The 21,204-nt window shown below is 49.8% G+C and carries 28 protein-coding genes; 27 read left to right on the top strand and 1 reads right to left on the bottom strand.

Annotation, left to right across the window (positions count from 1 at the left end):
* Positions 1–55: 55 nt before the first annotated feature.
* From pyrH to CUZ56_RS15740, 16 genes are all read left to right on the top strand, one after another.
* The gene (gene pyrH, locus CUZ56_RS02385; RefSeq protein ID WP_126977844.1) at positions 56–766 is read left to right on the top strand and encodes a UMP kinase; all 711 of its coding nucleotides are present in this window, start codon (positions 56–58) and stop codon (positions 764–766) included.
* A gap of 14 nt (positions 767–780) precedes the next feature.
* Positions 781–1,344 carry a ribosome recycling factor gene (gene frr / locus CUZ56_RS02380; RefSeq protein WP_126977842.1) on the top strand — a complete coding sequence of 188 codons (564 nt, stop codon included), beginning with the start codon at positions 781–783 and terminating at the stop codon, positions 1,342–1,344.
* A 91-nt stretch (positions 1,345–1,435) separates the two neighbouring features.
* Positions 1,436–1,915: a hypothetical protein gene (locus CUZ56_RS02375; protein ID WP_126977840.1), complete on the top strand. Its 480-nt coding sequence runs from the start codon at positions 1,436–1,438 to the stop codon at positions 1,913–1,915.
* A 114-nt stretch (positions 1,916–2,029) separates the two neighbouring features.
* Positions 2,030–2,740, top strand: coding sequence for a polyprenyl diphosphate synthase (gene uppS, locus CUZ56_RS02370; RefSeq protein ID WP_204250797.1), 711 nt, complete (start codon positions 2,030–2,032; stop codon positions 2,738–2,740).
* A 12-nt stretch (positions 2,741–2,752) separates the two neighbouring features.
* Positions 2,753–3,616, top strand: coding sequence for a phosphatidate cytidylyltransferase (locus CUZ56_RS02365; protein ID WP_126977836.1), 864 nt, complete (start codon positions 2,753–2,755; stop codon positions 3,614–3,616).
* Between the two features lie 86 nt (positions 3,617–3,702).
* A complete protein-coding gene (ispC, locus tag CUZ56_RS02360) occupies positions 3,703–4,881 on the top strand; it encodes a 1-deoxy-D-xylulose-5-phosphate reductoisomerase (RefSeq protein ID WP_126977834.1) in 1,179 nt (392 codons plus the stop codon).
* Between the two features lie 35 nt (positions 4,882–4,916).
* Complete coding sequence (gene rseP / locus CUZ56_RS02355; RefSeq protein ID WP_126977832.1) at positions 4,917–6,272, top strand: RIP metalloprotease RseP; 1,356 nt, start codon at positions 4,917–4,919, stop codon at positions 6,270–6,272.
* A 39-nt stretch (positions 6,273–6,311) separates the two neighbouring features.
* The gene (gene bamA / locus CUZ56_RS02350) at positions 6,312–8,669 is read left to right on the top strand and encodes an outer membrane protein assembly factor BamA (protein ID WP_126977830.1); all 2,358 of its coding nucleotides are present in this window, start codon (positions 6,312–6,314) and stop codon (positions 8,667–8,669) included.
* Positions 8,670–8,684: 15 nt separating this feature from the next.
* Positions 8,685–9,188 carry an OmpH family outer membrane protein gene (locus CUZ56_RS02345; protein WP_126977828.1) on the top strand — a complete coding sequence of 168 codons (504 nt, stop codon included), beginning with the start codon at positions 8,685–8,687 and terminating at the stop codon, positions 9,186–9,188.
* Positions 9,189–9,228: 40 nt separating this feature from the next.
* Entirely contained in the window at positions 9,229–10,287 is a 1,059-nt protein-coding gene (gene lpxD, locus CUZ56_RS02340; protein ID WP_126978530.1) for a UDP-3-O-(3-hydroxymyristoyl)glucosamine N-acyltransferase, read from the top strand.
* Positions 10,280–10,750 carry a 3-hydroxyacyl-ACP dehydratase FabZ gene (gene fabZ, locus CUZ56_RS02335; RefSeq protein WP_126977826.1) on the top strand — a complete coding sequence of 157 codons (471 nt, stop codon included), beginning with the start codon at positions 10,280–10,282 and terminating at the stop codon, positions 10,748–10,750. Before lpxD ends, fabZ begins: the two co-directional genes overlap by 8 nt.
* A gap of 119 nt (positions 10,751–10,869) precedes the next feature.
* A complete protein-coding gene (lpxA, locus tag CUZ56_RS02330) occupies positions 10,870–11,658 on the top strand; it encodes an acyl-ACP--UDP-N-acetylglucosamine O-acyltransferase (RefSeq protein WP_126977824.1) in 789 nt (262 codons plus the stop codon).
* Positions 11,659–11,680: 22 nt separating this feature from the next.
* A complete protein-coding gene (gene lpxB / locus CUZ56_RS02325) occupies positions 11,681–12,826 on the top strand; it encodes a lipid-A-disaccharide synthase (protein ID WP_239441968.1) in 1,146 nt (381 codons plus the stop codon).
* 130 nt (positions 12,827–12,956) lie between these two features.
* Positions 12,957–13,568, top strand: coding sequence for a ribonuclease HII (gene rnhB, locus CUZ56_RS02320; RefSeq protein WP_126977822.1), 612 nt, complete (start codon positions 12,957–12,959; stop codon positions 13,566–13,568).
* A 247-nt stretch (positions 13,569–13,815) separates the two neighbouring features.
* A complete protein-coding gene (locus tag CUZ56_RS02315) occupies positions 13,816–14,451 on the top strand; it encodes a TrmH family RNA methyltransferase (protein ID WP_239441965.1) in 636 nt (211 codons plus the stop codon).
* Between the two features lie 253 nt (positions 14,452–14,704).
* A complete protein-coding gene (locus tag CUZ56_RS15740) occupies positions 14,705–15,007 on the top strand; it encodes a hypothetical protein (protein ID WP_162615199.1) in 303 nt (100 codons plus the stop codon).
* Here the strand turns inward: CUZ56_RS15740 and CUZ56_RS16325 are convergent.
* The gene (locus tag CUZ56_RS16325; protein ID WP_126977818.1) at positions 14,931–15,365 is read right to left on the bottom strand and encodes a helix-turn-helix domain-containing protein; all 435 of its coding nucleotides are present in this window, start codon (positions 15,363–15,365) and stop codon (positions 14,931–14,933) included. The two genes, CUZ56_RS15740 and CUZ56_RS16325, sit on opposite strands and share 77 nt — an antisense overlap.
* A 478-nt stretch (positions 15,366–15,843) precedes the next feature.
* On the opposite strand from CUZ56_RS16325, the gene CUZ56_RS02305 reads away from it, so the two are divergent.
* The 11 genes from CUZ56_RS02305 (at position 15,844) to CUZ56_RS15725 (ending at position 20,910) form a co-directional block, all read left to right on the top strand.
* A complete protein-coding gene (locus CUZ56_RS02305) occupies positions 15,844–16,146 on the top strand; it encodes a single-stranded DNA-binding protein (RefSeq protein ID WP_126977814.1) in 303 nt (100 codons plus the stop codon).
* Positions 16,147–16,163: 17 nt separating this feature from the next.
* On the top strand, positions 16,164–16,367 hold the full coding sequence (locus tag CUZ56_RS02300; protein WP_126977812.1) for a hypothetical protein: 204 nt from the start codon (positions 16,164–16,166) through the stop codon (positions 16,365–16,367).
* Positions 16,364–16,522 (top strand): hypothetical protein, encoded by a 159-nt coding sequence (locus CUZ56_RS15735; protein ID WP_162615229.1) that lies wholly within the window; start codon positions 16,364–16,366, stop codon positions 16,520–16,522. The genes CUZ56_RS02300 and CUZ56_RS15735 overlap by 4 nt, the downstream gene beginning before the upstream one ends.
* On the top strand, positions 16,519–16,686 hold the full coding sequence (locus CUZ56_RS15730) for a hypothetical protein (protein ID WP_162615228.1): 168 nt from the start codon (positions 16,519–16,521) through the stop codon (positions 16,684–16,686). The genes CUZ56_RS15735 and CUZ56_RS15730 overlap by 4 nt, the downstream gene beginning before the upstream one ends.
* A 55-nt stretch (positions 16,687–16,741) precedes the next feature.
* A complete protein-coding gene (locus tag CUZ56_RS02295; RefSeq protein ID WP_126977810.1) occupies positions 16,742–17,587 on the top strand; it encodes a rolling circle replication-associated protein in 846 nt (281 codons plus the stop codon).
* Between the two features lies 1 nt (position 17,588).
* The gene (locus CUZ56_RS02290; RefSeq protein ID WP_126977808.1) at positions 17,589–17,822 is read left to right on the top strand and encodes a hypothetical protein; all 234 of its coding nucleotides are present in this window, start codon (positions 17,589–17,591) and stop codon (positions 17,820–17,822) included.
* A 3-nt stretch (positions 17,823–17,825) separates the two neighbouring features.
* A complete protein-coding gene (locus CUZ56_RS02285) occupies positions 17,826–18,044 on the top strand; it encodes a major capsid protein (protein ID WP_126977806.1) in 219 nt (72 codons plus the stop codon).
* A 262-nt stretch (positions 18,045–18,306) separates the two neighbouring features.
* Positions 18,307–19,383 carry a virulence factor TspB C-terminal domain-related protein gene (locus tag CUZ56_RS02280; protein WP_126977804.1) on the top strand — a complete coding sequence of 359 codons (1,077 nt, stop codon included), beginning with the start codon at positions 18,307–18,309 and terminating at the stop codon, positions 19,381–19,383.
* Positions 19,384–19,722 (top strand): DUF2523 domain-containing protein, encoded by a 339-nt coding sequence (locus CUZ56_RS02275; protein ID WP_126977802.1) that lies wholly within the window; start codon positions 19,384–19,386, stop codon positions 19,720–19,722.
* Between the two features lie 2 nt (positions 19,723–19,724).
* Positions 19,725–20,762, top strand: a complete 1,038-nt coding sequence (locus CUZ56_RS02270) for a zonular occludens toxin domain-containing protein (protein ID WP_126977800.1) — start codon at positions 19,725–19,727, stop codon at positions 20,760–20,762.
* Positions 20,749–20,910 (top strand): hypothetical protein, encoded by a 162-nt coding sequence (locus CUZ56_RS15725; protein ID WP_162615227.1) that lies wholly within the window; start codon positions 20,749–20,751, stop codon positions 20,908–20,910. The genes CUZ56_RS02270 and CUZ56_RS15725 overlap by 14 nt, the downstream gene beginning before the upstream one ends.
* Positions 20,911–21,204: the final 294 nt, after the last annotated feature.

The raw sequence follows: 21,204 nt of genomic DNA, 5'->3' as shown, positions 1-21,204 counted from the left end.
ATGTCCGTTACACTTGCCAATGTTTGATTTCCATTGTTGATATGGGGAGTTTTCTGTGCTTGTTTACAAGCGTATTTTGCTTAAACTGTCGGGTGAAGCCCTTATGGGGCAGGATGCCTTTGGCATTAACCGCGAAACACTCGACGCCATGGTGCAAGAAATTCGCGGTGTTGTCGATCTGGGTGTACAGGTTGCTGTCGTCATTGGCGGCGGCAATATTTTCAGAGGGGTTGCGCCTGGCGCCCAGGGGATGGACCGTTCCACGGCCGACTATATGGGCATGCTTGCGACCTGCATTAACTGTCTGGCGCTGGCTGATGCGATGAATCGGGCCGGGGTGACGGCGCGTGTCATGAGCGCAATCAACATTGAACAGGTGGTTGAGCCTTATGTGCGTCCGAAGGCCTTGCAGTACCTGGATGAGGGCAAGGTGGTGGTTTTTGCCTGTGGTACGGGAAATCCGTTTTTCACAACCGATACCGCAGCAGCATTGAGAGGCGCTGAAATCGGCGCTGAGGTGGTGCTCAAGGCAACCAAGGTGGATGGCGTATACAATGCGGATCCGGTTAAAAATCCGGATGCCACGCGTTACAGTACAGTAACGTTTGACGAAGCGATTATCAAGCGCCTGAAAGTCATGGATGCGACAGCGTTCGCGCTGTGCCGTGACCAGGGGTTGCCGATTCGTGTATTCAATATTTTTAAAACCGGTGCGCTCAAAAATGTCGTCATGGGCAAGGATGAAGGCACCCTGGTCCATGTCTGAGGAGATACGTGGGAATGACAAGTATTGCTGAAATTGAAAAACAAGCCGAACAAAAAATGACGCAGTCGATTGAGGCTTTTAAAAACAACCTGTCAAAAATCCGGACCGGACGCGCGCATACAGGCATACTGGACCATGTTCAGGTTGATTATTATGGTTCCATGGTGCCGATCGGGCAGGTGGCCAACGTTTCGCTGATCGACAGTAGAACCATCAGTGTGCAGCCGTGGGAAAAACCGATGGCAGCCAAAATTGAGAAAGCCATCAGGGAGTCTGACCTGGGGCTGAATCCGTCGAGCCAGGGAGAGTTGATTCGCGTGCCGATGCCTGCCTTGACGGAAGAGCGTCGCCGCGAACTGACCAAAGTGGTTCGCTCCGAAAGTGAAAACGCGAAGGTTGCCGTGCGTAATTTACGCCGTGACGCAAATGAAGGCGTCAAAAAACTGCTCAAAAACAAAGAGATATCTGAAGACGATGAGCGTCGTGCGCAGGACAGCATTCAGAAATCTACCGATAAATTTGTTGCGGAGATTGACAAGCTGACCCAGACCAAAGAACAGGAAGTCATGGCGGTTTAAGCTGCTTGCTGGTTCTGAATCAGATTTTAAAAAAGGATGCATCTGTATACCACAATTTCAGGTACAGATGCATTTTTAATGGAGGGCTTGCATGCGTGATAAGCCGCTGATTCAGGCCATTTGCGAGCACATCAAAGCCAGTTATCTGGACGAACAGCACCCCAGTTTTCACTTTGTGTCAGATCGGGTGCGATGCGGGCTGTATCAGCCTGTCATGCAAAAAATAGAACAGTATGTTGCGCTGAAGGATGTGACAGACCTGAATCATGATGTGTGCCTGTCTTACGAATTACACAGCAGGGCGTTAAGGTGGGGGTTATGCCTTTCTCTGGTCGGGCCTTATGCCACGCTGGGGGCGTGGCGGTCTAACCGTTGGAAAAGAAATCAGGCTCATCGTGCCCGTGCTTGTGAGGTCGAGGCGGCGCTTCAGGTGGATCTGCAGCAAGCGGGAGTGTCAATACTGTCTGACGAAATACTGCAAACGAAGCTTCCGATCAGCATAACAAGCGATTTTATCGATACTGAGCATAACAATATTGTCTATAATTTACTGTTTTATCCTGATATGTGATTATTTTGAATGACTTCATACTTTTTTCACAATAAACATCTATCTTTCTCATATGAATGACATGAAACACCGCGCTGACCTACCCAGTGAGCACAACAGAGAATGAATAGAGAGATGGAGCCATTGATACCGGTTGAAGATTTGCCGCAGCATATTGCCATTGTGATGGATGGTAATGGCCGCTGGGCGCAGGAGCATGGCCAGCCCAGGTTGATAGGGCACAGTGCCGGTGTCAAGGCATTGCGGCGCTGTGTTGAAGCATGCGTCAAATACGGCATACGCTATCTGACGGTATTTGCGTTTTCGTCTGAAAACTGGCGCCGGCCGGCTGATGAAGTCAATGGCATCATGGCCTTGTTTGTGCAGGCGATCCAGACGGAGCTGGCCGAGTTGCATCGCAACGGCGTGAATCTGCGTTTTATTGGTGACAAGCAGGGCTTGCCTTCCGATGTGCTGCAGGCGATGGAAGAGGGTGAACAGCTGAATGTTCAAAGCAATAAACTGACCCTGATTATTGCAATGAATTACGGTGGCCGCTGGGATATCATGCAGGCCGCTCGCCAACTGGCTGAAGCCGGGCTGGACATAACGGAACAGGCCCTGGCTGAGCGTATGGCAACAGCAGTGTGCGGCCCGGATCCGGATCTGATTATCCGTACCGGAGGAGAGCTGAGGATCAGCAATTTTCTGCTGTGGCAGGCTGCCTATGCAGAGTTGTATTTTACCGAGCGCTTATGGCCTGATTTTTCTGAAGCGGATTTACTGGAAGCATTGCGCGATTATGCTCAACGTGAAAGGCGTTTTGGCGCCTTATCATTAGATTAAGTAGGAACACCCATGCTCAAGCAACGTCTGATTACCGCTATTGTGCTGCTGATTGTTTTTGTAGCGGCTTTGCTGGCACCCCGTGCCGAGTTTTTTGGCGCACTGACGTTGGTTTTTGTCGCTATCGGTGGCTGGGAATGGTCGCGGTTAAATGGTATCCCAGGTGCCGGTGCGTATGTGCTGGCCTTGCTGGTGGCGCTGCTTTGCGCAGCTTTATGGTTTGGCGGATGGATTGCGTACCTGAATGGCTGGGTCTGGATCGGGGTTGCGGTTGTCTGGGTGGGTGGTGCTCCCATTGTGTTGCGGGGCGGCGCTTCAACATGGCTGGCTATTCCCAAGACGGTACGCTGGGTTTTGGGTATATTTGTTTTATGCATGGCTTGGGCGGCAATCTGGAAAGCCAAGTTAATTGGCAATAATTTCCTGCTTTCAGCGCTGGTTTTGGTCTGGGTGGCCGACAGTGGTGCTTATTTCAGCGGCAAAGTTTTTGGCAAGCATAAACTGGCTCCCTCGATCAGCCCTGGAAAGAGCTGGGAAGGTGCTATCGGGGGGCTGCTGGCTGTCATGCTGGTTGCCACGCTGTGGATTTATTTTGATCGCTGGTATCTGGCCACGTATCCGATGACCGGGGCTGGTAGTTTGTATACGATGCTATTGCAGAACTGGTCGTGGTGGGGCTTATTGGTTGCTGTGATTTTTTTGACGGTAATGAGCGTGGTCGGCGATCTGACGGAGTCTTTGATGAAACGCAGCGTAGGTATCAAAGACAGCAGCCAGATATTGCCAGGACATGGCGGTATACTGGACCGTACTGATGCGTTGTTGCCGGTGTTGCCATTGAGCATGGCATTGGTGCAGTTCAGCGCATTGATCTAGTTGGATGATGAAGCCCACGGTACGGGGATTTATTTCTATGCCATTGAACTATTCAGGCAGTTCATTTCTGAGAGAAGAGGTGTAGTTTGCGTATCACAGTCCTTGGCTCAACAGGCTCTATTGGCCGCAATACTTTAAATGTACTTTCACAGCATCCTGAGCGGTATGAGGTATTTGCCCTGACGGCAGCCAGCCAGGTTGATTTGCTGGCCGAGCAATGCATTCAGTTCAAACCGCGCTATGCGGTCATGCCGGATGAGGCCGCTGCGGCACGGTTACGGGTCTTGTTACAGACAAAGGGCAGTACAACGGAAGTACTTGGCGGAGCGCATGCTTTGGAAGAGGTTACATGTGCGCCAGAGGCCGATGCGGTGATGGCCGCGATTGTGGGGGCTGCCGGCCTGAAACCTGCATTGGCTGCTGCGGCCGCAGGCAAGCGTTTGCTGCTGGCAAACAAGGAGGCGCTGGTTGTTGCCGGGGCGTTGTTCATGAGAACGGTTGAACAAGGCAAGGCAGGGCTTTTTCCGGTGGACAGTGAACATTCTGCTGTATTTCAGTGTTTGCCGCAGGATCGGCAAAAATGGGGACAGGTGATTGAGAAAATCATTTTGACTGCTTCCGGAGGGCCTTTTCGTACCAGGGATCCGGCAACATTGTCCAGCGTAACGCCTGAAGAAGCGTGTGCTCATCCGAACTGGCGCATGGGGCGCAAAATTTCAGTTGATTCGGCCACCATGATGAACAAGGCGCTGGAGGTGATTGAGGCACGCTGGTTATTTGATACGCAGCCAGAGCGCATTGAAGCGGTTATCCATCCGCAGAGTGTGGTTCATTCCATGGTCCAGTGCGTTGACGGCTCTGTCATGGCACAAATGGGTGTGCCGGATATGCGGGTTCCGATTGCGGTCAGCCTGGCTTGGCCTGAGCGCGTGGAATCAGGCGCGCAACGGCTGGACTTTACACATTTATCCGCGCTGACATTTGAGGCAGCTGACAACAAGCGGTTTCCCTGCCTGCCACTGGCATGGCAGGCTCTGACGGCGCCGGAAGGGACGACCGCAGTGCTGAATGCTGCAAATGAGGTTGCTGTGGAGGCTTTTTTGCATAAACAATTGCGTTTTGATCAGATTTACCATGTGGTTTCAGAGGTGCTGGAGCATGTCACATGTTCTGCTGCAGCTAAAACGCTGGATGATCTGTTTGATCTGGACATGCAGGCTAGAAATGGTGCATTGAGCCTCATTCAGCGGATCGGGCCACTCTGATCCTGTGCAGGCCAACATAAAATGAAGAATCCATCATGTTATTGACCATTCTGGCATTTATCGTTGCTTTAAGCATATTGATTGTTGTGCATGAGTACGGGCACTACCGGGTTGCTGTGGCGTGCGGCGTGAAAGTTCTCCGTTTTTCCCTAGGCTTTGGCAAGCCGTTGTTAATATGGCGTTATGGGCCGGATCGCACTGAATTTGCTATTGCCCCTATTCCTTTTGGGGGCTATGTGCGTATGCTGGATGAACGGGAGGCGCCTGTTGATGAAGCAGAGGTCCACCGTGCATTTAACCGGCAACCGCTGCGCTCACGCGCCCTGATTGTTGCAGCCGGGCCGGTTATGAACCTCGTTCTGGCAGTGCTGTTTTTTGCGATTATTGCATTTGCAGGGTTTGATGAACCGCGGGCCATTCTGGCTGCACCAGTCGAAAACTCCATGATGCAGCAAGCGGGCATACAGTCCGGCGATGAGGTCACGGGCATGATCGTTGGGCAAGGGGAGGTTATGCCGGTTTTGTCGGTGATGGATCTTCGCTTGAAATTGACAGAAGCAGCTCTTTCGGAAGAAAACGTCCAACTGGCGCTTCGCGGCCCAACCGGGGGAACGCGCTTTGTTTCATTGCCGTTAAGTCAGTTTGGCTCCAAAAATGTCGGGCCTGAGTTTATCCTTCAGATTGGTTATGAAGGTGTTTTTAGCCTTCCTGTGATTCAGGAGGTGTTTCCGGATGGCGCGGCTCAGCGGGCAGGCATACAGGCTGGAGACAGGGTCATGTCCATTGATGGTCGCCCAGTCACAGATAGAAATACTTTACTCAGGTTAATTCGCCAGTCCAACGCTGAAAAACCATCTGCATGGGAAATTGACCGTAATGGTACGATAATGCAGCTGAATGTCCGGCCTGACCGGGTAGAGGAACAGGGTTCATGGGTTGGAAAGATTGGTGCAGGTATTGGTTCTGTGCCAGAAATGGTTACAATACGCTACGGTATTTTAGGTAGCTTGAATTATGGCCTGAGTGAAACATGGGGATACTCATGGCTGACGATTAAAACCATTGGCAAAATGCTGGTGGGGCAGGCGACGGTCAAGAATTTAAGCGGACCCATTACCATTGCCGATGTGGCAGGGGATTCGTTGCGCAGTGGCTGGATTTCATATCTGAGATTTCTGGCATTGGTCAGTTTAAGTTTAGGCGTTCTGAATCTGTTACCATTACCCATTCTGGATGGCGGACATTTGATGTACTATCTTTATGAAGCCATTCGTGGAAAACCGGTCTCAGAGGCGTGGATGCTCAATCTGCAGCGTGCTGGCATTTGTTTATTGTTGCTCATGATGTTTGTGGCCACATTCAATGACATTACGCGGCTGTGGTTGCGTTAGAATATCTGAGTTTATTTTTTAACCTTTATTTGTCTATACATGCGATCTACCCTGAGCCTATGCTTTAAAAAACGGTCCATCACCGTTGCTGCCGTTGCTTTATTAGGGGCATTAAGCCTGCCGGCACGAGCCGTTGAGCCATTTACCTTGCAAGACATTCGCGTTGAAGGTTTGCAGCATGCAGAGCCAGGGACGGTTTTTGCCAGCCTGCCATTCAGGATTGGCGAGGTGTATGACGATGATAAAGGTACGACGGCGATTCAATCACTGTATGCCACAGGCCTGTTTTCAGATGTGCGCCTGAGTACATATAACGGGGTGCTGGTTATTTCGGTGCAGGAGCGCCCGACCATTGCCTCGCTGTCGTTTACCGGTGCCAAGGCTTTTGATAACCAGGCGCTGATATCTGCCTTGCGCAGCGTAGGTATTGCTGAAGGGCGTCCTTTTGATAAAGCGCTGGCTGATCAGGCCGAGCAGGAAATCAAGCGCCAGTACCTGAGCCAGAGCTATTATTCTGCCGCGGTGGAGATCACATCGACCCCGATTGAAAATAACCGGGTGAATGTGAACTTCATTATCACGGAAGGCAGTGTTGCCAAGATCAACGAGATTCGCATCATCGGCAATCATGATGTCTCAACCTCCCGTTTGCTGAGCGAGATGTCGCTGACATCGGGCGGCTGGCTGACCTGGTATACGAAAAACGACCGTTATTCGCGCGAGAAGCTGAATGCCGATCTGGAAAAAATCCGTTCATATTATCTGAACCGTGGTTATCTGGACTTCCAGATCAATTCAACTCAGGTTGAAATCACGCCAGATAAAGAAAGTATTGCCCTGATTGTGGACCTGACTGAAGGGCCGCAGTATATATTGTCCTCTGTCGAACTGGAAGGGGATTACCTGGGGCGTGAAGATGAGTTCAAGTCCATCATTGACCTGAGCATCGGCAAGCCTTATAACGCTTCTGAAGTTTCTGCGCTGGTAAAGTCTTTTTCCGAAAAATTCGGTTCCTACGGCTTTGCATTTGCACAGATCCAGCCGCAGCCTAGCATCGACAGAGAAAACGGCACCGTTGCGCTGCGGGTGGTTTCCAGACCGCAAAGGCGTGTTTATGTCAGACACGTGAATATCAGAGGAAATGACAGAACACGTGATGAAGTGATCCGGCGTGAGTTCAGGCAGTTTGAAAGTGCCTGGTATGACTGGGACAAGATCCAGCTTTCACGTGACCGCGTTGACCGCCTGGGTTTCTTTACTGAGGTGAATCTGGAAACATCTCCGGTACCTAATACCGATGACCAGGTTGACATTACCATGCAGGTGACAGAGAAACCTACAGGCTCTCTGACCCTGGGGGCAGGCTTCTCCAGTGACGACAAGGTGTCTGTGAATGCAGGGATTTCGCAGGAGAATGTGTTCGGTACCGGGAACTATCTGGGCCTGGGTATCAGCAGCAGTAAATACAACAGGCAGTTCCGTTTGAGCACGCTGAATCCGTACTTCACGCAGGAGGGGGTTTCCAGAGGGTTTGATTTGTACTACACGACAACCCGCCCATACTCCAGTACCAGCAGCAGCCAGTATTATTCAATTGAAACAGCAGGGGCCGCTTTCCGGTTCGGTGTGCCTTTCAGCGAAGTGGATAAGGTTTACTTTGGTTTGGGAGGTGAAACCACGCGCATTAAACCCGGTTGGGAATTGCCGCGCGCTTACGAGCAATATATTGAGCAGTATGGTGAAAGGTCGACCTATTTCCCCTTGACAATCGGCTGGGGCAGGGATTCGCGTGACAGTTCGCTGGTGCCAACGAAGGGCACACTGCACCGCTTGAATGGTGAGTTGAGCCTGCTGGGCGATACCCATTATTTCAAAGGCACTTACCAGTATCAGCGCTGGATTCCTCTTGGTCGTGACTTCACATTTGCCTTTAATGGTGAAATTGGTTACGGCAGAGGCATAGGGAGCAAGGATTTCCCTGTGTTTAAGAATTTTTATGGTGGCGGGCAAGGTTTTGTGCGTGGCTTTGAGTCAGGCACTTTTGGCCGCTATGATATAGCGACTGATACATACAGCGGCGGGGCCCGCTCATATAATGTCAACCTGGAACTGTATGCACCGTTTCCTGGTTCTGGCAGCGATCGGACCTTGCGCCTGTCTGCATTCCTGGATTATGGTAACGTAGCGACAGATTATGAGACTTCAATCGTAAACTACGAGTATGTTGACTCCAAGCGCAGTGGCTGGCAGTTCAGTGACGCGCGTATGTCAGTCGGCTTTGGCTTTAGCTGGATTTCTCCATTGGGGCCGCTAAAATTCAGTTACGCGATTCCTATCAAGAAGAATGATGATGATAAAATCGAAAGATTCCAGTTCCAGATAGGTACTTCTTTTTAACAAATAAAGACTTTTATGTTGAAACAATTCCTTATTTCCATCAGTATTGCTGTTTCCCTTCTTGCTGCTCCGGCGCTGAGCTATGCCCAAAGCAGCCGAGTCGGGGTTGTGAATACCGAGCGTATTTTGTCTGAGTCCAATATGGCCAGAGCTTCGCAGACCAAGCTGGAGCAGGAGTTTGCTGCCCGTCAGCGTGATCTGGAGGCGCAGGGAACCAAAGTGCAGGGCATGGTTGATACCTTCACGAAAGATGCTCCCACTTTGTCAGAATCCAACAAAGCAACTCGCCAGGCACAGATTCAGCAAGAGATTGAAAAATTTGACAGAATGCGCGACGAGTTTCAGCGTGATCTGAACACACGCCGCAACCAGGAGTTGCAGATATTGCTGGATCGTGCCAATACGGCTGTGCGTCAAATTGCTGCAAATGAGAAATTCGACCTGATTCTGACTGAAGCAGCCTTTGTCAAACCTGAACTGGATATCACAGATAAGGTTTTGGCTATTTTGAACAAGTAATACTGGCTGTAAGTCTGTTGTGAAAGCGCTTGACCAACCCATTCGAGTGGGGGACATTGTTGATGCTTTGGGCGGAGAGTTGCGTGGAGATCCTGATACGCCGCTTAACCAACTGGCATCACTGGAGCAGGCGCAGTCAGGCAGCATCAGCTTTATCGCTGGAGCACAGTACAAAGCAGCGCTGGCAGCAACAAAGGCCAGCGTTGTTATCATGGTTGCAGAATATGCAAATCTCCATGATGGCCCAGTCATTATCACAGTAGACCCGTATTTGTATTTTGCCCGGCTGACCCAGTGGTGGAAAAAGCATGTGCAAGGTCTGCAAGCACATCTGGCCGAGCGGATTGCACCGTCGGCAACAATTCATCCGACAGCGCATGTGGCCGATACAGCCACGATCGGGGCAGGTGCAGTGATTGATGCCTATGCCCGCATTGGTGAGCATACACAGATCGGTGCACAAAGCTATATAGGTATTCATGCCTCTGTTGGGCATGACAGCTATATTGCACCGCTGGTCTCCATCATGAATGAATGCCGGGTGGGAAATTTTACCCGCATTCACTCAGGTTCTGTCATTGGTGCCGATGGGTTTGGTTATGCACCGGAAAACAAACGCTGGGTCAAAATTGAGCAGTTGGGTGGTGTATTGATTGGTGACCATGTGGAAATTGGCGCCAATACCTGTGTGGACCGCGGCGCACTTGAAGATACAGTGATTGGCGATGGCGTCAAGCTGGATAATTTGATTCAAATAGCCCATAATGTCCATGTTGGCGACGACACCGCTATGGCCTCGTGTGTGGGGATATCCGGTAGTACCCATATTGGTAAACGGTGTATTATCGGGGGTGCTGTAGGCATGGCCGGGCATCTGGAAATTGTGGATGACGTGGTGGTCATGGCGGCTACCAACGTAACACGCTCTATCAGCAAACCCGGTTTTTACAGTGGTATTGTCCCTTTTGACGAAGCCAATGCTTGGCGTAAGAATGCAGCCATGTTCAGGCAACTGAGCCATATGCGCGATCGCATACGCGCATTGGAAAAGCAGGTTTCAAATTTAACAACTAACTCAACCGATAAAACTCATGACTAGCCCTGTAGTAATGGATATCCAGCATATATTATCCAAGTTACCTCATCGTTATCCTTTTTTGCTTGTTGACCGAGTACTGGAGCTTGAGCCAGGAAAACAAATCAGGGCATTAAAAAACATCACCATTAACGAACCCTGTTTTACAGGACATTTTCCTGAAAAACCCGTTATGCCTGGTGTTTTGATTCTGGAAGCATTGGCTCAGGCATCTGCTTTGCTGGCTTTCAAAACTTTTGATATTGCTGATACGGCACAAATGCTGTTTTATTTCACCTCAATTGACGGTGCACGTTTTCGCCGTCCAGTGATCCCAGGCGATCAACTGATTCTGGAGGTGACTTTTGAAAAGGCCAAAGCACGCATGTTCCGCTCCAGCGGCAGGGCGTTGGTGGATGGCGAGCTGGCAGTAGAAGCCACACTGATGTGCGCCATGCGCGGTTCTATCAACGATCCTAACAGCTGATATCTGGCTGCTTGCGGTTTGCCGGTCAAAGCATGAAGGTTGAGAACTGGCGCTGGCAAACCTGTGTTGAAGCATCTGCTTGCATGAAGCAGTGATTGTGTATACAAAGGCGGTAAGCTATGGCGAAGATCCACCCTTCGGCAATCGTAGATCCGAAAGCAGAGCTTGATTCTGACGTCGAAATTGGTCCATTTACCATCATTGGGTCCCAGGTCCGCATTGGGCAGGGGACCACTGTGGCATCCCATTGTGTGATCGAAGGCAACACGACCATTGGTTGCCATAACAAAATCCTGCAATTCAACTCCATAGGCTGCATGCCTCAGGACAAAAAGTACCAGGGCGAAAACACCGCACTTGAAATCGGAGACTCCAATACCATCCATGAGTACTGCACCTTCAGCCTGGGCACCCAGGGGGATGGTGGTGTCACGCGGATAGGAAGCAACAACTGGATCATGGCCTATGTACACCTGGCTCATGATGTTCAACTGGGCAGCCATACCATTCTGGCCAATAATGCAACGCTGGCCGGGCATGTGCATATGGGGGATTACGCCATCATTGGCGGCCTGACCGGTGTACACCAGTTTGTGCATATCGGAGCCCATGTCATGATTGGTTTTGCCAGCGCTATTTCCCAGGATGTGCCTCCATTTATGATGGTTGACGGCAATCCTGCCCATGTGCATGGCTTTAACATTGAGGGGCTGCGTCGACGTGGCTTTACACGCGAGCGTATTACACGCATCAAAGCCATGTACCGGCTGCTTTACCGGGACAACCTGACGCTGGCTACAGCCCGAGCTGAAATTGAAGCATTGCCATTTGCGACGCCTGAGGAAGAATTTGACTCCCGGTTGATGCAAGAGTTTTTACAGCAATCCACCCGCGGGATTGTCAGGTAAAGAGATGCCTCAGCATCGCCACATGGCTACTCCTCAGTTCAGAATGGTTGCCGGAGAGGCTTCCGGGGATATGCTGGCAGGTTTGCTGCTGAAAGGCATGCACGAGCATTGGCCCGATGTACAGGCTGCGGGGATTGGCGGCAGCCAGATGCAGGCACAGGGGTTTGACTGCTGGTGGCCCTACGACAAACTGGCTGTGCATGGTTATGTGGATGCCATTAAAAGCTACCGCGAACTCAGTGCGCTACGCCGCCAGGTCGGGGACAGAATTCTGGCAGACCGACCTGCAGCATTTATTGGTGTGGATGCGCCGGACTTTAATCTGGGGCTGGAAAAGCGTGTACGCCAGGCGGGCATCAAAGCCATTCATTTTGTCAGCCCGTCCATCTGGGCCTGGCGCGGCTGGCGCATGAAAGCCATCAAAGAAAGCACGGATCTGGTATTGTGCCTGTTTCCGTTTGAGCCAGCTATATATGAAAAAGCCGGCGTTGCCGCCACCTATGTCGGGCACCCTCTGGCAGACGAAATTCCGCTGGAAATTGACCAGCAAGGTGCCAGGGCAGAATTCAACCTGCAGAATGCACCTGATGCCGTGATTGCCATTATGCCCGGGAGCCGTCGTTCTGAAATGCAGCGGCTTGGCGCTCCTTTTTTGGCAACAGCCCGAAAACTGCTCCAATACCGGCCTCAGGCACATTTTCTTTTTCCTGTAGCGCCTGGCCTGATGCCAATGGCGTTACCGCTTGTACAGGCCTCTGGATTGCCTCCTGAACGGATCCAGGTGACAGAAGGGCGTGCCGGCCAGGTTCTGGCTGCGTGTGATGTGGCTTTGATTGCCAGCGGTACGGCAACGCTTGAAGCCGCTCTGTATAAACGCCCTATGGTCATTGCCTATAAAGTGGGGGCAATTTCGGGGTTTATCCTTCGGCGCATGAGCTATTTGCCATGGATTGGGCTCCCCAATATCCTTTGCAAAGAAAGCATGGTGCCAGAGCGGGTACAGGCACAAGTAACGCCTGAACAACTAGCGCAGGACCTGTTGGCCTGGCTTGATGCCCCCGGAAAAATGGAGTCGCTTCAAAAACGCTTTACTGAATTGCATGTGCTGTTACGCCAGAATACAGCCAAAATGGCAACAAATGCCATTGTCCAGGCACTTGGATGTTGAAGCGTGGGCACTGTTATTGATATGGTCTTACACGTTTTGCCCTAAAATTCGAGAGTTATGATTTGGGAAAAGACCGTCATCATTTGAATCTGCCTATGGAGTTATCTACCTGTAGTGCATCAGTGTCCTTATGAAAAAACAAAATACCCTGCAGGCTGCATTTGACTGGACATCTCCAGGCCTGGTTGCCGGAGTCGACGAAGCAGGGCGTGGCCCGTTAGCAGGCCCTGTGGTGGCTGCCGCAGTGATTCTGGATGAAGATCACCCGATTGAGGGGCTGGCTGACAGCAAAAAACTCACCGCACTACGCCGTTCCGTTCTGTTTGAAGAGATAAAAGCCAAAGCGCTTTGCTGCTCTATTGCCCAGGCCAGCGTGGAAGAGATCGATACCTTGAACATTTTACAAGCCACCATGCTGGCTATGCGCAGGGCCGTCGATGGGTTGCGGCTGCCCCCCGTAAAGATACTGGTGGATGGTAATCGTATCCCGGTTGTCCGATGTGAAGCGGAAGCCATTGTAAAAGGAGACGCCAAGGTTCCTTGTATTTCAGCAGCATCTATTTTGGCAAAAGTCTATCGGGATCAATTGCTTGAACACATGCATGAGGCATATCCACAATATGGCTTTTCGGTACACAAAGGGTATGGTACAGCCAAGCATCTTGCTGCCTTGCAGGAGCATGGGGCTTGCCCAGAACATCGAAAATCATTTGCTCCGGTAAAAAATCTTAAAAATTATTAAATATCAACTGGTTATTTACTTTTATTAAAACAATATTTAAGAAAATTATTTATAACAAATTAAATTAAGCATAATTCTTAATTAATTGATATTAAATGAAAATTTGATGCAACCTAAATATATCAGCTCTCGGCAAAATGTGTTGGTCAAACAGTTGTATCGACTGTCGCAAACACCGTCAAGCCACCAGCAATTGGAGCAAATCTGGCTGGAAGGCGAGCACCTGTGTCATGCTTACCAGAACAAAATGGGCGTGGCAAAAGCGGTTGTTTACAGTCAAAGCGGCTACGAGCAACAACAATTGGCTTATCTGGGCGCTTCTGCGCAAGAAGTCTACGTGCTCAGTGATATGCTTTTCGAGCAAATCAGCGGCTTAAAAAGCGCTGCCGGCATAGGTTATCTGGTCGAGCCAGAGACAATGAAGTCTGAGGTTGCACCTTATGCACCAACAGTGGTGCTGGACCGCCTGCAAGACCCCGGCAACATTGGAACGATCCTGCGTAGTGCGGCCGCTTTTGGGTTTAAACAGATCATTGCCTTGAAAGGCACCTGTGGACTCTGGGCACCGAAAGTGCTGCGCGCAGGTATGGGAGCACATTTTTCACTGCAACTACATGAGCAATGCAGCCTTGAACAGTTGCAACATCTCCTGAAGCTGCCGTTGCTTGGGACCAGCTCACACGCAGAAAAAAGCCTTCAACAACTGCAATTGCCATGGCCATGTGCTTGGGTCGTAGGACATGAAGGCCAGGGAATCTCTGCAGAACTGCTGCAACATTGCAACCAAATTGTGCGTATTGATCAACCTGGTGGCGAAGAATCATTTAACGCAGCAGTTGCAGCAAGCATCTGTATGTATGAATCATCGAAACAGAAACAATAATAATTCGTGAGATAAGTACTTGTGGAAAGGATAGATGCACATGGCACCTGGATAGTTCCAAAACCATCTATTGCTTTCGACATTGTGTATTATCTGGCTCCGCTTCAAAACCTCCAAAACCCGCATCGTTGGCCGCTTGAGCGGCTTTTTTAACGACGGAAAATATTGCACTGGCTTGGAGTTACCGGCATCGGTGCTGATGATGTGGTTAAATGGATCGCTGGGTGAATAACTTTTTTACGAAAGGCTTCAAATGAAAAAATTCATTCTGTCGATAATTATTTTGATTTCATTTCACACGCTATCTGTTGCGCAACAATCAGTTCGACCCATTACGGAAGCCCAAGCTATTGAAATAGCAAAACAAGTTGTTATTGCTCGAGGATCATCGCCGGATTGGTCTGGGGTGAATGTATCTACTATGTTCAAGGATGATCAGTGGATAGTTCTTTTTGAGGGAAAACCAAATGTTGAAGGAGCTAACCGGGTAGGGAATCATTTTGCTGTGATAATTTCTTCTGAGGGAGAAGTGATAAAGGCCGTTCCCGGAGCCTAGAGTTATTTTGATTATTAAAACTGTCAAAAACCGCTTCATTACTGGCTGAGGCGGTTTTTTTAACGACTGAAAAAAATGCAGCCTTTTCGAGCTCGTGGAGCTGGTCGGCACGAGCTCGTGCCAGAGCTGCGAATAGTCGGGCTTCGTTCTCGGCGTCAGTGTGAATGATGCTGTAACCCCAGCGGGTCAACCAAAAGAGGGCGATTCTGGCGCTCCATGGCTCCCGGCCTGTTTTAAGCCACTGATAAACGGTACGCTCTGAAACCTGCAACACGCGTGCAACCTGTCGGGGCGTGGCTCCGATTTCTGCCAGAAGGACAGGAAGAGGGGGAATGTTGCGCGGTATGCGGTTGAGCATACCGGATTGTACGTATCAAATTGATATATCAAATGTTGTATTTATATCAATTCTTGATCGAATCTCTGAACTTATTGGCAACTTCTTCGGGTACTTCTTTCAGCGCAATTTCTGCGAGTAGGTCTTTTAGGTTGGCTCCTGTTGCCTCTGCCAAGTATACGCATTGTGCGTATGTAGGCCGTCTTCGGCCTGTTCTCCATGCACTTATTAGAGGTGATTCTATACCTCTAATTAGCAAGCCTGCTCTTTGCTCTCTTGTCAAGCCGTTTATAAGTTTCAATAGCATATTGATTTATCAAGTTGATCATAGGAAAATGCGATTTATCATTTTGATAGATCGTAATGATATGCGAAGTTCACATACCTAAATGAATTAGCAAGATGATAGTTTTTTTAAAGTGTTGTAACCGAGATACGTTGAGGTATCGAATTATGATACCGCAATAACCTATCAATCAAGTCAACTAAGGGCAAAATCATGTTAAACGTAAAAGTATTGAGCGATGCAGTAATTAAACACGATGGAATCTCAGCCAGAACGAACAAGCCTTACAGTTTTAGAAAACAGGAAGCTTACATTTCCACTTTTGACCCCAAGACGGGCAAACTGCGCCCGTATCCCCAGCGTATTGAAATTACGCTCGGTGATGAACAAACACCGTATACGGTAGGTGATTACCAGCTTAGCCCCCTGAGTTTGTACATCGACAAGTTTGGTCGTTTGAACGTGTCTCCGCGACTCGAACCTATCCGAACCAGCAACCCGGCTGCCGCCAAGTAAACCTGAAAGGGGGTCTTATGGACTCGCAAAGCGTTTACAAACTGGCGATACAAGCACAGCTTGCTGCTGCTACCCGTGAACTGACGCGACTGGAAATTGAAGGGAATCCTTCAATTGTGGCATTGCAGTTTTTTTCTCTTCGTGATGGTTCCATTGATGTCATCCTTTTTACAGAGGGTGGCGGCAAGGATTATGACGGCTATGAGGGCTACAGCTTATGAAAAAGTTTTCTGTGCTTCGTCCAGTGGCTTACGTCAACTACAAGGGCGAGACGGTAAAACCCTTGCAGAAAGAGCCGGTTCGGGACTGCGTGCTTAAAAAAGAGTTCTGGGCAGGCGTGTTCATGCAGCAGGCTCAGAAAAGGGCGGCGAAATGAATATCTCTCAATCGTTATCTGCTCATTTGGCACCTATTTATAAGCGTGAGAAAGGTAAACAAATTGCAGTTGAGTTGAAGGCTCGGGGCGTTTTGCTTGTCACGATTGTTCGTCAGGATGGGTCGATTTACCGGGGACGATTTTTATTGAGGGCGGCGAAATGATCGGGCTTGATGGAATCGTTTTTGGTTTGGTGGCATTTGCTGTGGGGGCGTTTATATGGTCGCGTCTGTGGAAGTGAGAGATATTGAAAGAGGCAGCCGCGAAGCGGCTGGCTCTGGGTTTATCTCAATATCAACAAGTGACACGTTGTCTTTAGAACGTGCCCACGCAGTTGAAAACCTCCATAAGCGGGTAGGGGAGCATTACTTCATTGACCCGGTGCAAGGCCGCCTTGCACGCCTGAGAAAAAATGTTGGTGCTTCTGCCCGTCTGCATGTGGTGAACCAGCCAAAAGGCTTTCAGAAAGACCGGGTGATTATGGTCACTCTGACCTATGCCGGGGATAACGGTGACTGGGAACCTCGGCACATTTCAAGATTGATTAAGTGCCTGCGCCAGTGGTGCAAAAGAAGGGCGGTCAGTTGCCGTTATGTGTGGGTCGCAGAGCTGCAAAAGCGCGGTGTCATTCACTACCACATGGCGATATGGCTTCCTAAGGGTTTGACGCTGCCAAAGCCCGATAAACAGGGCTGGTGGCCGCATGGGATGAGCAAGATCGAACAGGCTCGCAAGCCCGTGGCCTATTTAATGAAATACCTGTCCAAAGACACGTCCAAGTGTTTTGGAAGCTTTCCAAGGGGGGCGCGAATTTATGGTGTGGGTGGTCTTAATGATCTTCGTTGCGTTCGTCGCTGGCTTAACTATCCGCGATTTATTAAATGTCGATCTGATGTCTACGAACGTTGGCAACGCTTTGCTGGCGGCGGCTGGATTGATGCTGATGGTGTGCATTACGAATCTGAGTATGAACATGCCTACATCGGCGGACAGCCAGCCGTTAGGCGTGTACATGAGCATGAAAAACTGATCGAGCCGAGCGGGGCTTTTTGCTGGATTCATTGACATGGAAAAAATTTGTGTAGGCATAGATGCAGACGGTTATCTTTATTCTCAGGGCGCTCCTGACGCTGCTCAGGTGTGTTCTTACGTTCTTACGGATTCTGCGGCGGTAGAACTTTACCCGTTCAACCTCACTGCAGAAGAAGGAACCCAGATTTCTTTAGCCATCTTGGGAGTTTGGGCGGCGGCATGGGGCTGCCGGGTTATAGCAAAGATGGTGCATTCATTAGGAGATTGAAAAATGAACAAAGTGTTTGGATACATCAAAAAAGGTAAACGCGCTGTTGTGGCGGGTGTGGTTGCTGCTTCGGCAGTGGTTGCCAATGCAGCACCGATTGACCCGGCTCCGGTAGTTTCCAGTATCGGCAGCAATGAGCCTGCTGTGATTGCAATCGGTGGGGCCATCATCGCAATTCTTGCGGTGGTGCTGGGTTTCAAACTCATCAAGCGCATGATGTAAAGCAGCAAAGGGCGGGGGCGCGATGCGCCTACGCCCGATGCTGCGAACAGTAAGGAACAAAACATCATGGATTCAGGAATCTGGGTACTGATAGCAGTTTTAGGCGCTGGGTGGATTCTGTTTAATGTTTAAACGGCTTTTACTCCTTTTGCTGTGTGTGTTTGGTTTGAGTTTATCAGTTCATGCTGAAACCGTGCGCATATCGGGCCTGTTTAACAGTACAACGGGGACAACTTCATATAACGATGGGCAGTCGTATTGTATGTCTGCGAGTTTGGGCTCAGGTAGAACACCGACAGGCTTTATCGGTATCGGTTCGGACAAATCGACAATAGTCTGTTCATTTGTAAATAGCGATGGGACACCTTCACAGATGGGTGTTAAGCATTACTGCTTGAAAGGTGGGCAGGCTGATACGGCTCAGTTTGGTTGCTATGGCGAAAAACCTGCTAATGCCTGCAAGGCGGCTGGAACTAATTATCTTGAGCTGATGGACGGTGAAGACGTCCCGACAGGTACAAAAGGACTGTTTTGTTTAGATGGCTGTCAGATGAAGGTTCCGGGTACGGTGGCTTGCGTTCAGATTTTAAATCAATGGTCTTGTTATGCAGGGGGGCCGGGCTGGATTACATACACAGGCTCAGAATGTACGGGCAACGAAAGCGATATGCCATCTACTGGCAATGACCCGTTGCCAACAGATTGCAAGGCTGGCACCTGTCCAGGCACGATTAACGGTAATGCGGTTTGTGTGCCCTGTGGTGATGGTGGAATCGGTGACGGTGGGGGCAGTACAGGGGGTGGCAGCGGTAGCGGTGATGGTGGCACCGGTTCGGGCACAGGAACCGGAAGCGGTGACGGTGGGGGCAGTGGTACAGGAGGAAGCGGAACCGGCACAGGCGGCGGCGGTAACGGTGATGATAACGGCGGCAGTGACTGGGGCGGGGACTGCAAGTTAGGTTTTACCTGCGAAGGTGATGCGCTGGTGTGTGCCATCTCGCAGGCGTCACATGTGCTTAATTGCGGCCTGCTGGAAGACCCTAAGCAAACCGATGAATACAAGCTGTATGGTACCGAACGTGGCACCGGGGAAGCTCCTGAATTTGGTGCTATTGGTGATGCTTTGCCGGGTGCTGATATCAATGTTGGTGACTACTTCAAAACTGACAATCTGCTTGGTTCCGGGCGCTGCATGGCTGATAAAAAATTTACATGGAACGGGCGGACCTTCACGATACCGCTATCGGACTTGTGTGATCTCTTTAAATGGTTAGGACTTATTTTGCAATCGGTTGCCCTGTTGTGGGGTATGCGTATTGCGTTTGGAGGGGGTGTGTAAATGGCTTTACCTGCGGCATTGGTTCCTGCGCTCTGGGGCGCGTTTATCATGATTGCTGGCTCTGTGGTCAAGCGTGTGCTTATTGGTCTGGGCTTTGGTGTCATCACGTTTATCGGCACTAAATTGGCAATGAACAGCTTTATTGATATGGCACTTGCCAAGCTCTCCGGGTTGCCTGCGGACATGATGAACATGTTATCGTTGTGTGGCTTTGGAACCTGTATATCGATCATCAGCAGTGCCATTATGATGCGTATGGTACTGGCGGGGCTGTCTATGGTGAATGACCGGGCGGCAAACCTGCGCTTTATCGGTAACAAATCCGGCTTCTGGGGCTGATCATGCTGTATCTGGTGACGGGTTCCAATGGTGCTGGTAAAACCCTGTTTACGTTGCGCTGGGTGCGTGATTTACAACTTGAATGGGAAAAGAAACAAGGTGTTAAGCGTCCTGTTTATTATGATGGCTTTGAGATTAATTCCGATGTGGCCGAGAAATTTGGATGGCTGCCGTGTGACCCTAAAAAGTGGATGGAACTGCCGGACAATTCAATTGTCATGGTTGATGAGTGTCAGCGCATATTTCCAACACGCGCCCAGGGCAGTCTGAACCCGGACTTTGAAGAAGAAATAGCCATCAGTCACAGAAAACGGGGCTTTGATTTCTTCTTGGTCACACAGCATCCGAGCAATATCAGCAGCTTTATTAGAAAATTGATTGGTTCTGGCTGGCATCGGCATTTGAAGCGTATCTTCGGATTTAACCGTGTGAATTGCCTATCGTTCAATTATGCAGAAACCAGTTGCGAAAAACCGTATGCCAAGAAAAACGCTTATCAGGAAAAGAAACTGAAATTTCCTACTGAGGTTTATAGCTGGTATAAATCGGCAGAACTTCACACGGCTAAACGTGAGATTCCTAAAGTCTTTTATCTGGTTGTGTTGGGTATATTCTTTGCATTGGGGGCGGCTTGGCGGTTCTATGATGTGACATTTAACCGGGAAAGTAAACCGGAAGCTCAACAGGTTCAGACAGCATCAGTAGATGTGCAATTACAGCAACAGGCAACACGTTCATCTGTTCGGGAAAATCAGCCAATGTCTACGGTGGAATATATCAAAACCTTTGAACCACGTATACAGGGGTTGCCGCATACTGCTAGTCGATATGATGAGATCACCAAGCCGGTGACGGCTGCGTATCCTGCCGCATGCATTTACAGCGCTGAACGTGATGTTTGTAAGTGTTATAGTCAACAGGCAACAGCGATGGATGTATCTAAAATTACCTGTATGAGCATCGTTGATCGGGGTTATTTCTTGGACTGGGAACCCGATGAGCGCCGCAGAGAGGAAGAAAACAACCATGACAGAGGATGATAAAAAAGCGCTTGAGGCTATCAATTATGAGTCTGATAAGGTGCTTAAAATTTGTTTGTGGTTTGGGGTGCTGCCGATGATATTTTTAATCCTGTTCTGGCTTGGTTCCGGTGTGATTGAAAGTGCTGATGCATTGCTTAATCGTTAACTGGGGGTATCGGGGGTGAAACCCTCCGATCATGGACGGTTGACGATCAACGTGCCGCCTCAATAGGCTGCTCTGACCCTGTTAGCCTGCTAAATTCATCATTCGTGGGAACTTCTTTAAGCTGTCAAACCCAAGGGGGTGCCACGGCTTCAAAAGCAGAAAGCAGTGTGTGCCTACTTTTGACATTGTGTATTATCTGGCTCCGCTTCAAAACCTCCAAAACCCGCATCGTTGGCCGCTTGAGCGGCTTTTTTAACGACGGAAAATATTGCACTGGCTTGGAGTTACCGGCAT

Source organism: Saezia sanguinis, assembly GCF_003991585.1.
GTDB lineage: Bacteria > Pseudomonadota > Gammaproteobacteria > Burkholderiales > Burkholderiaceae_C > Saezia > Saezia sanguinis.
The sequence above is the reverse complement of the archived record's forward strand: the minus strand, read 5'-3'. Positions and strand labels throughout refer to the sequence as shown.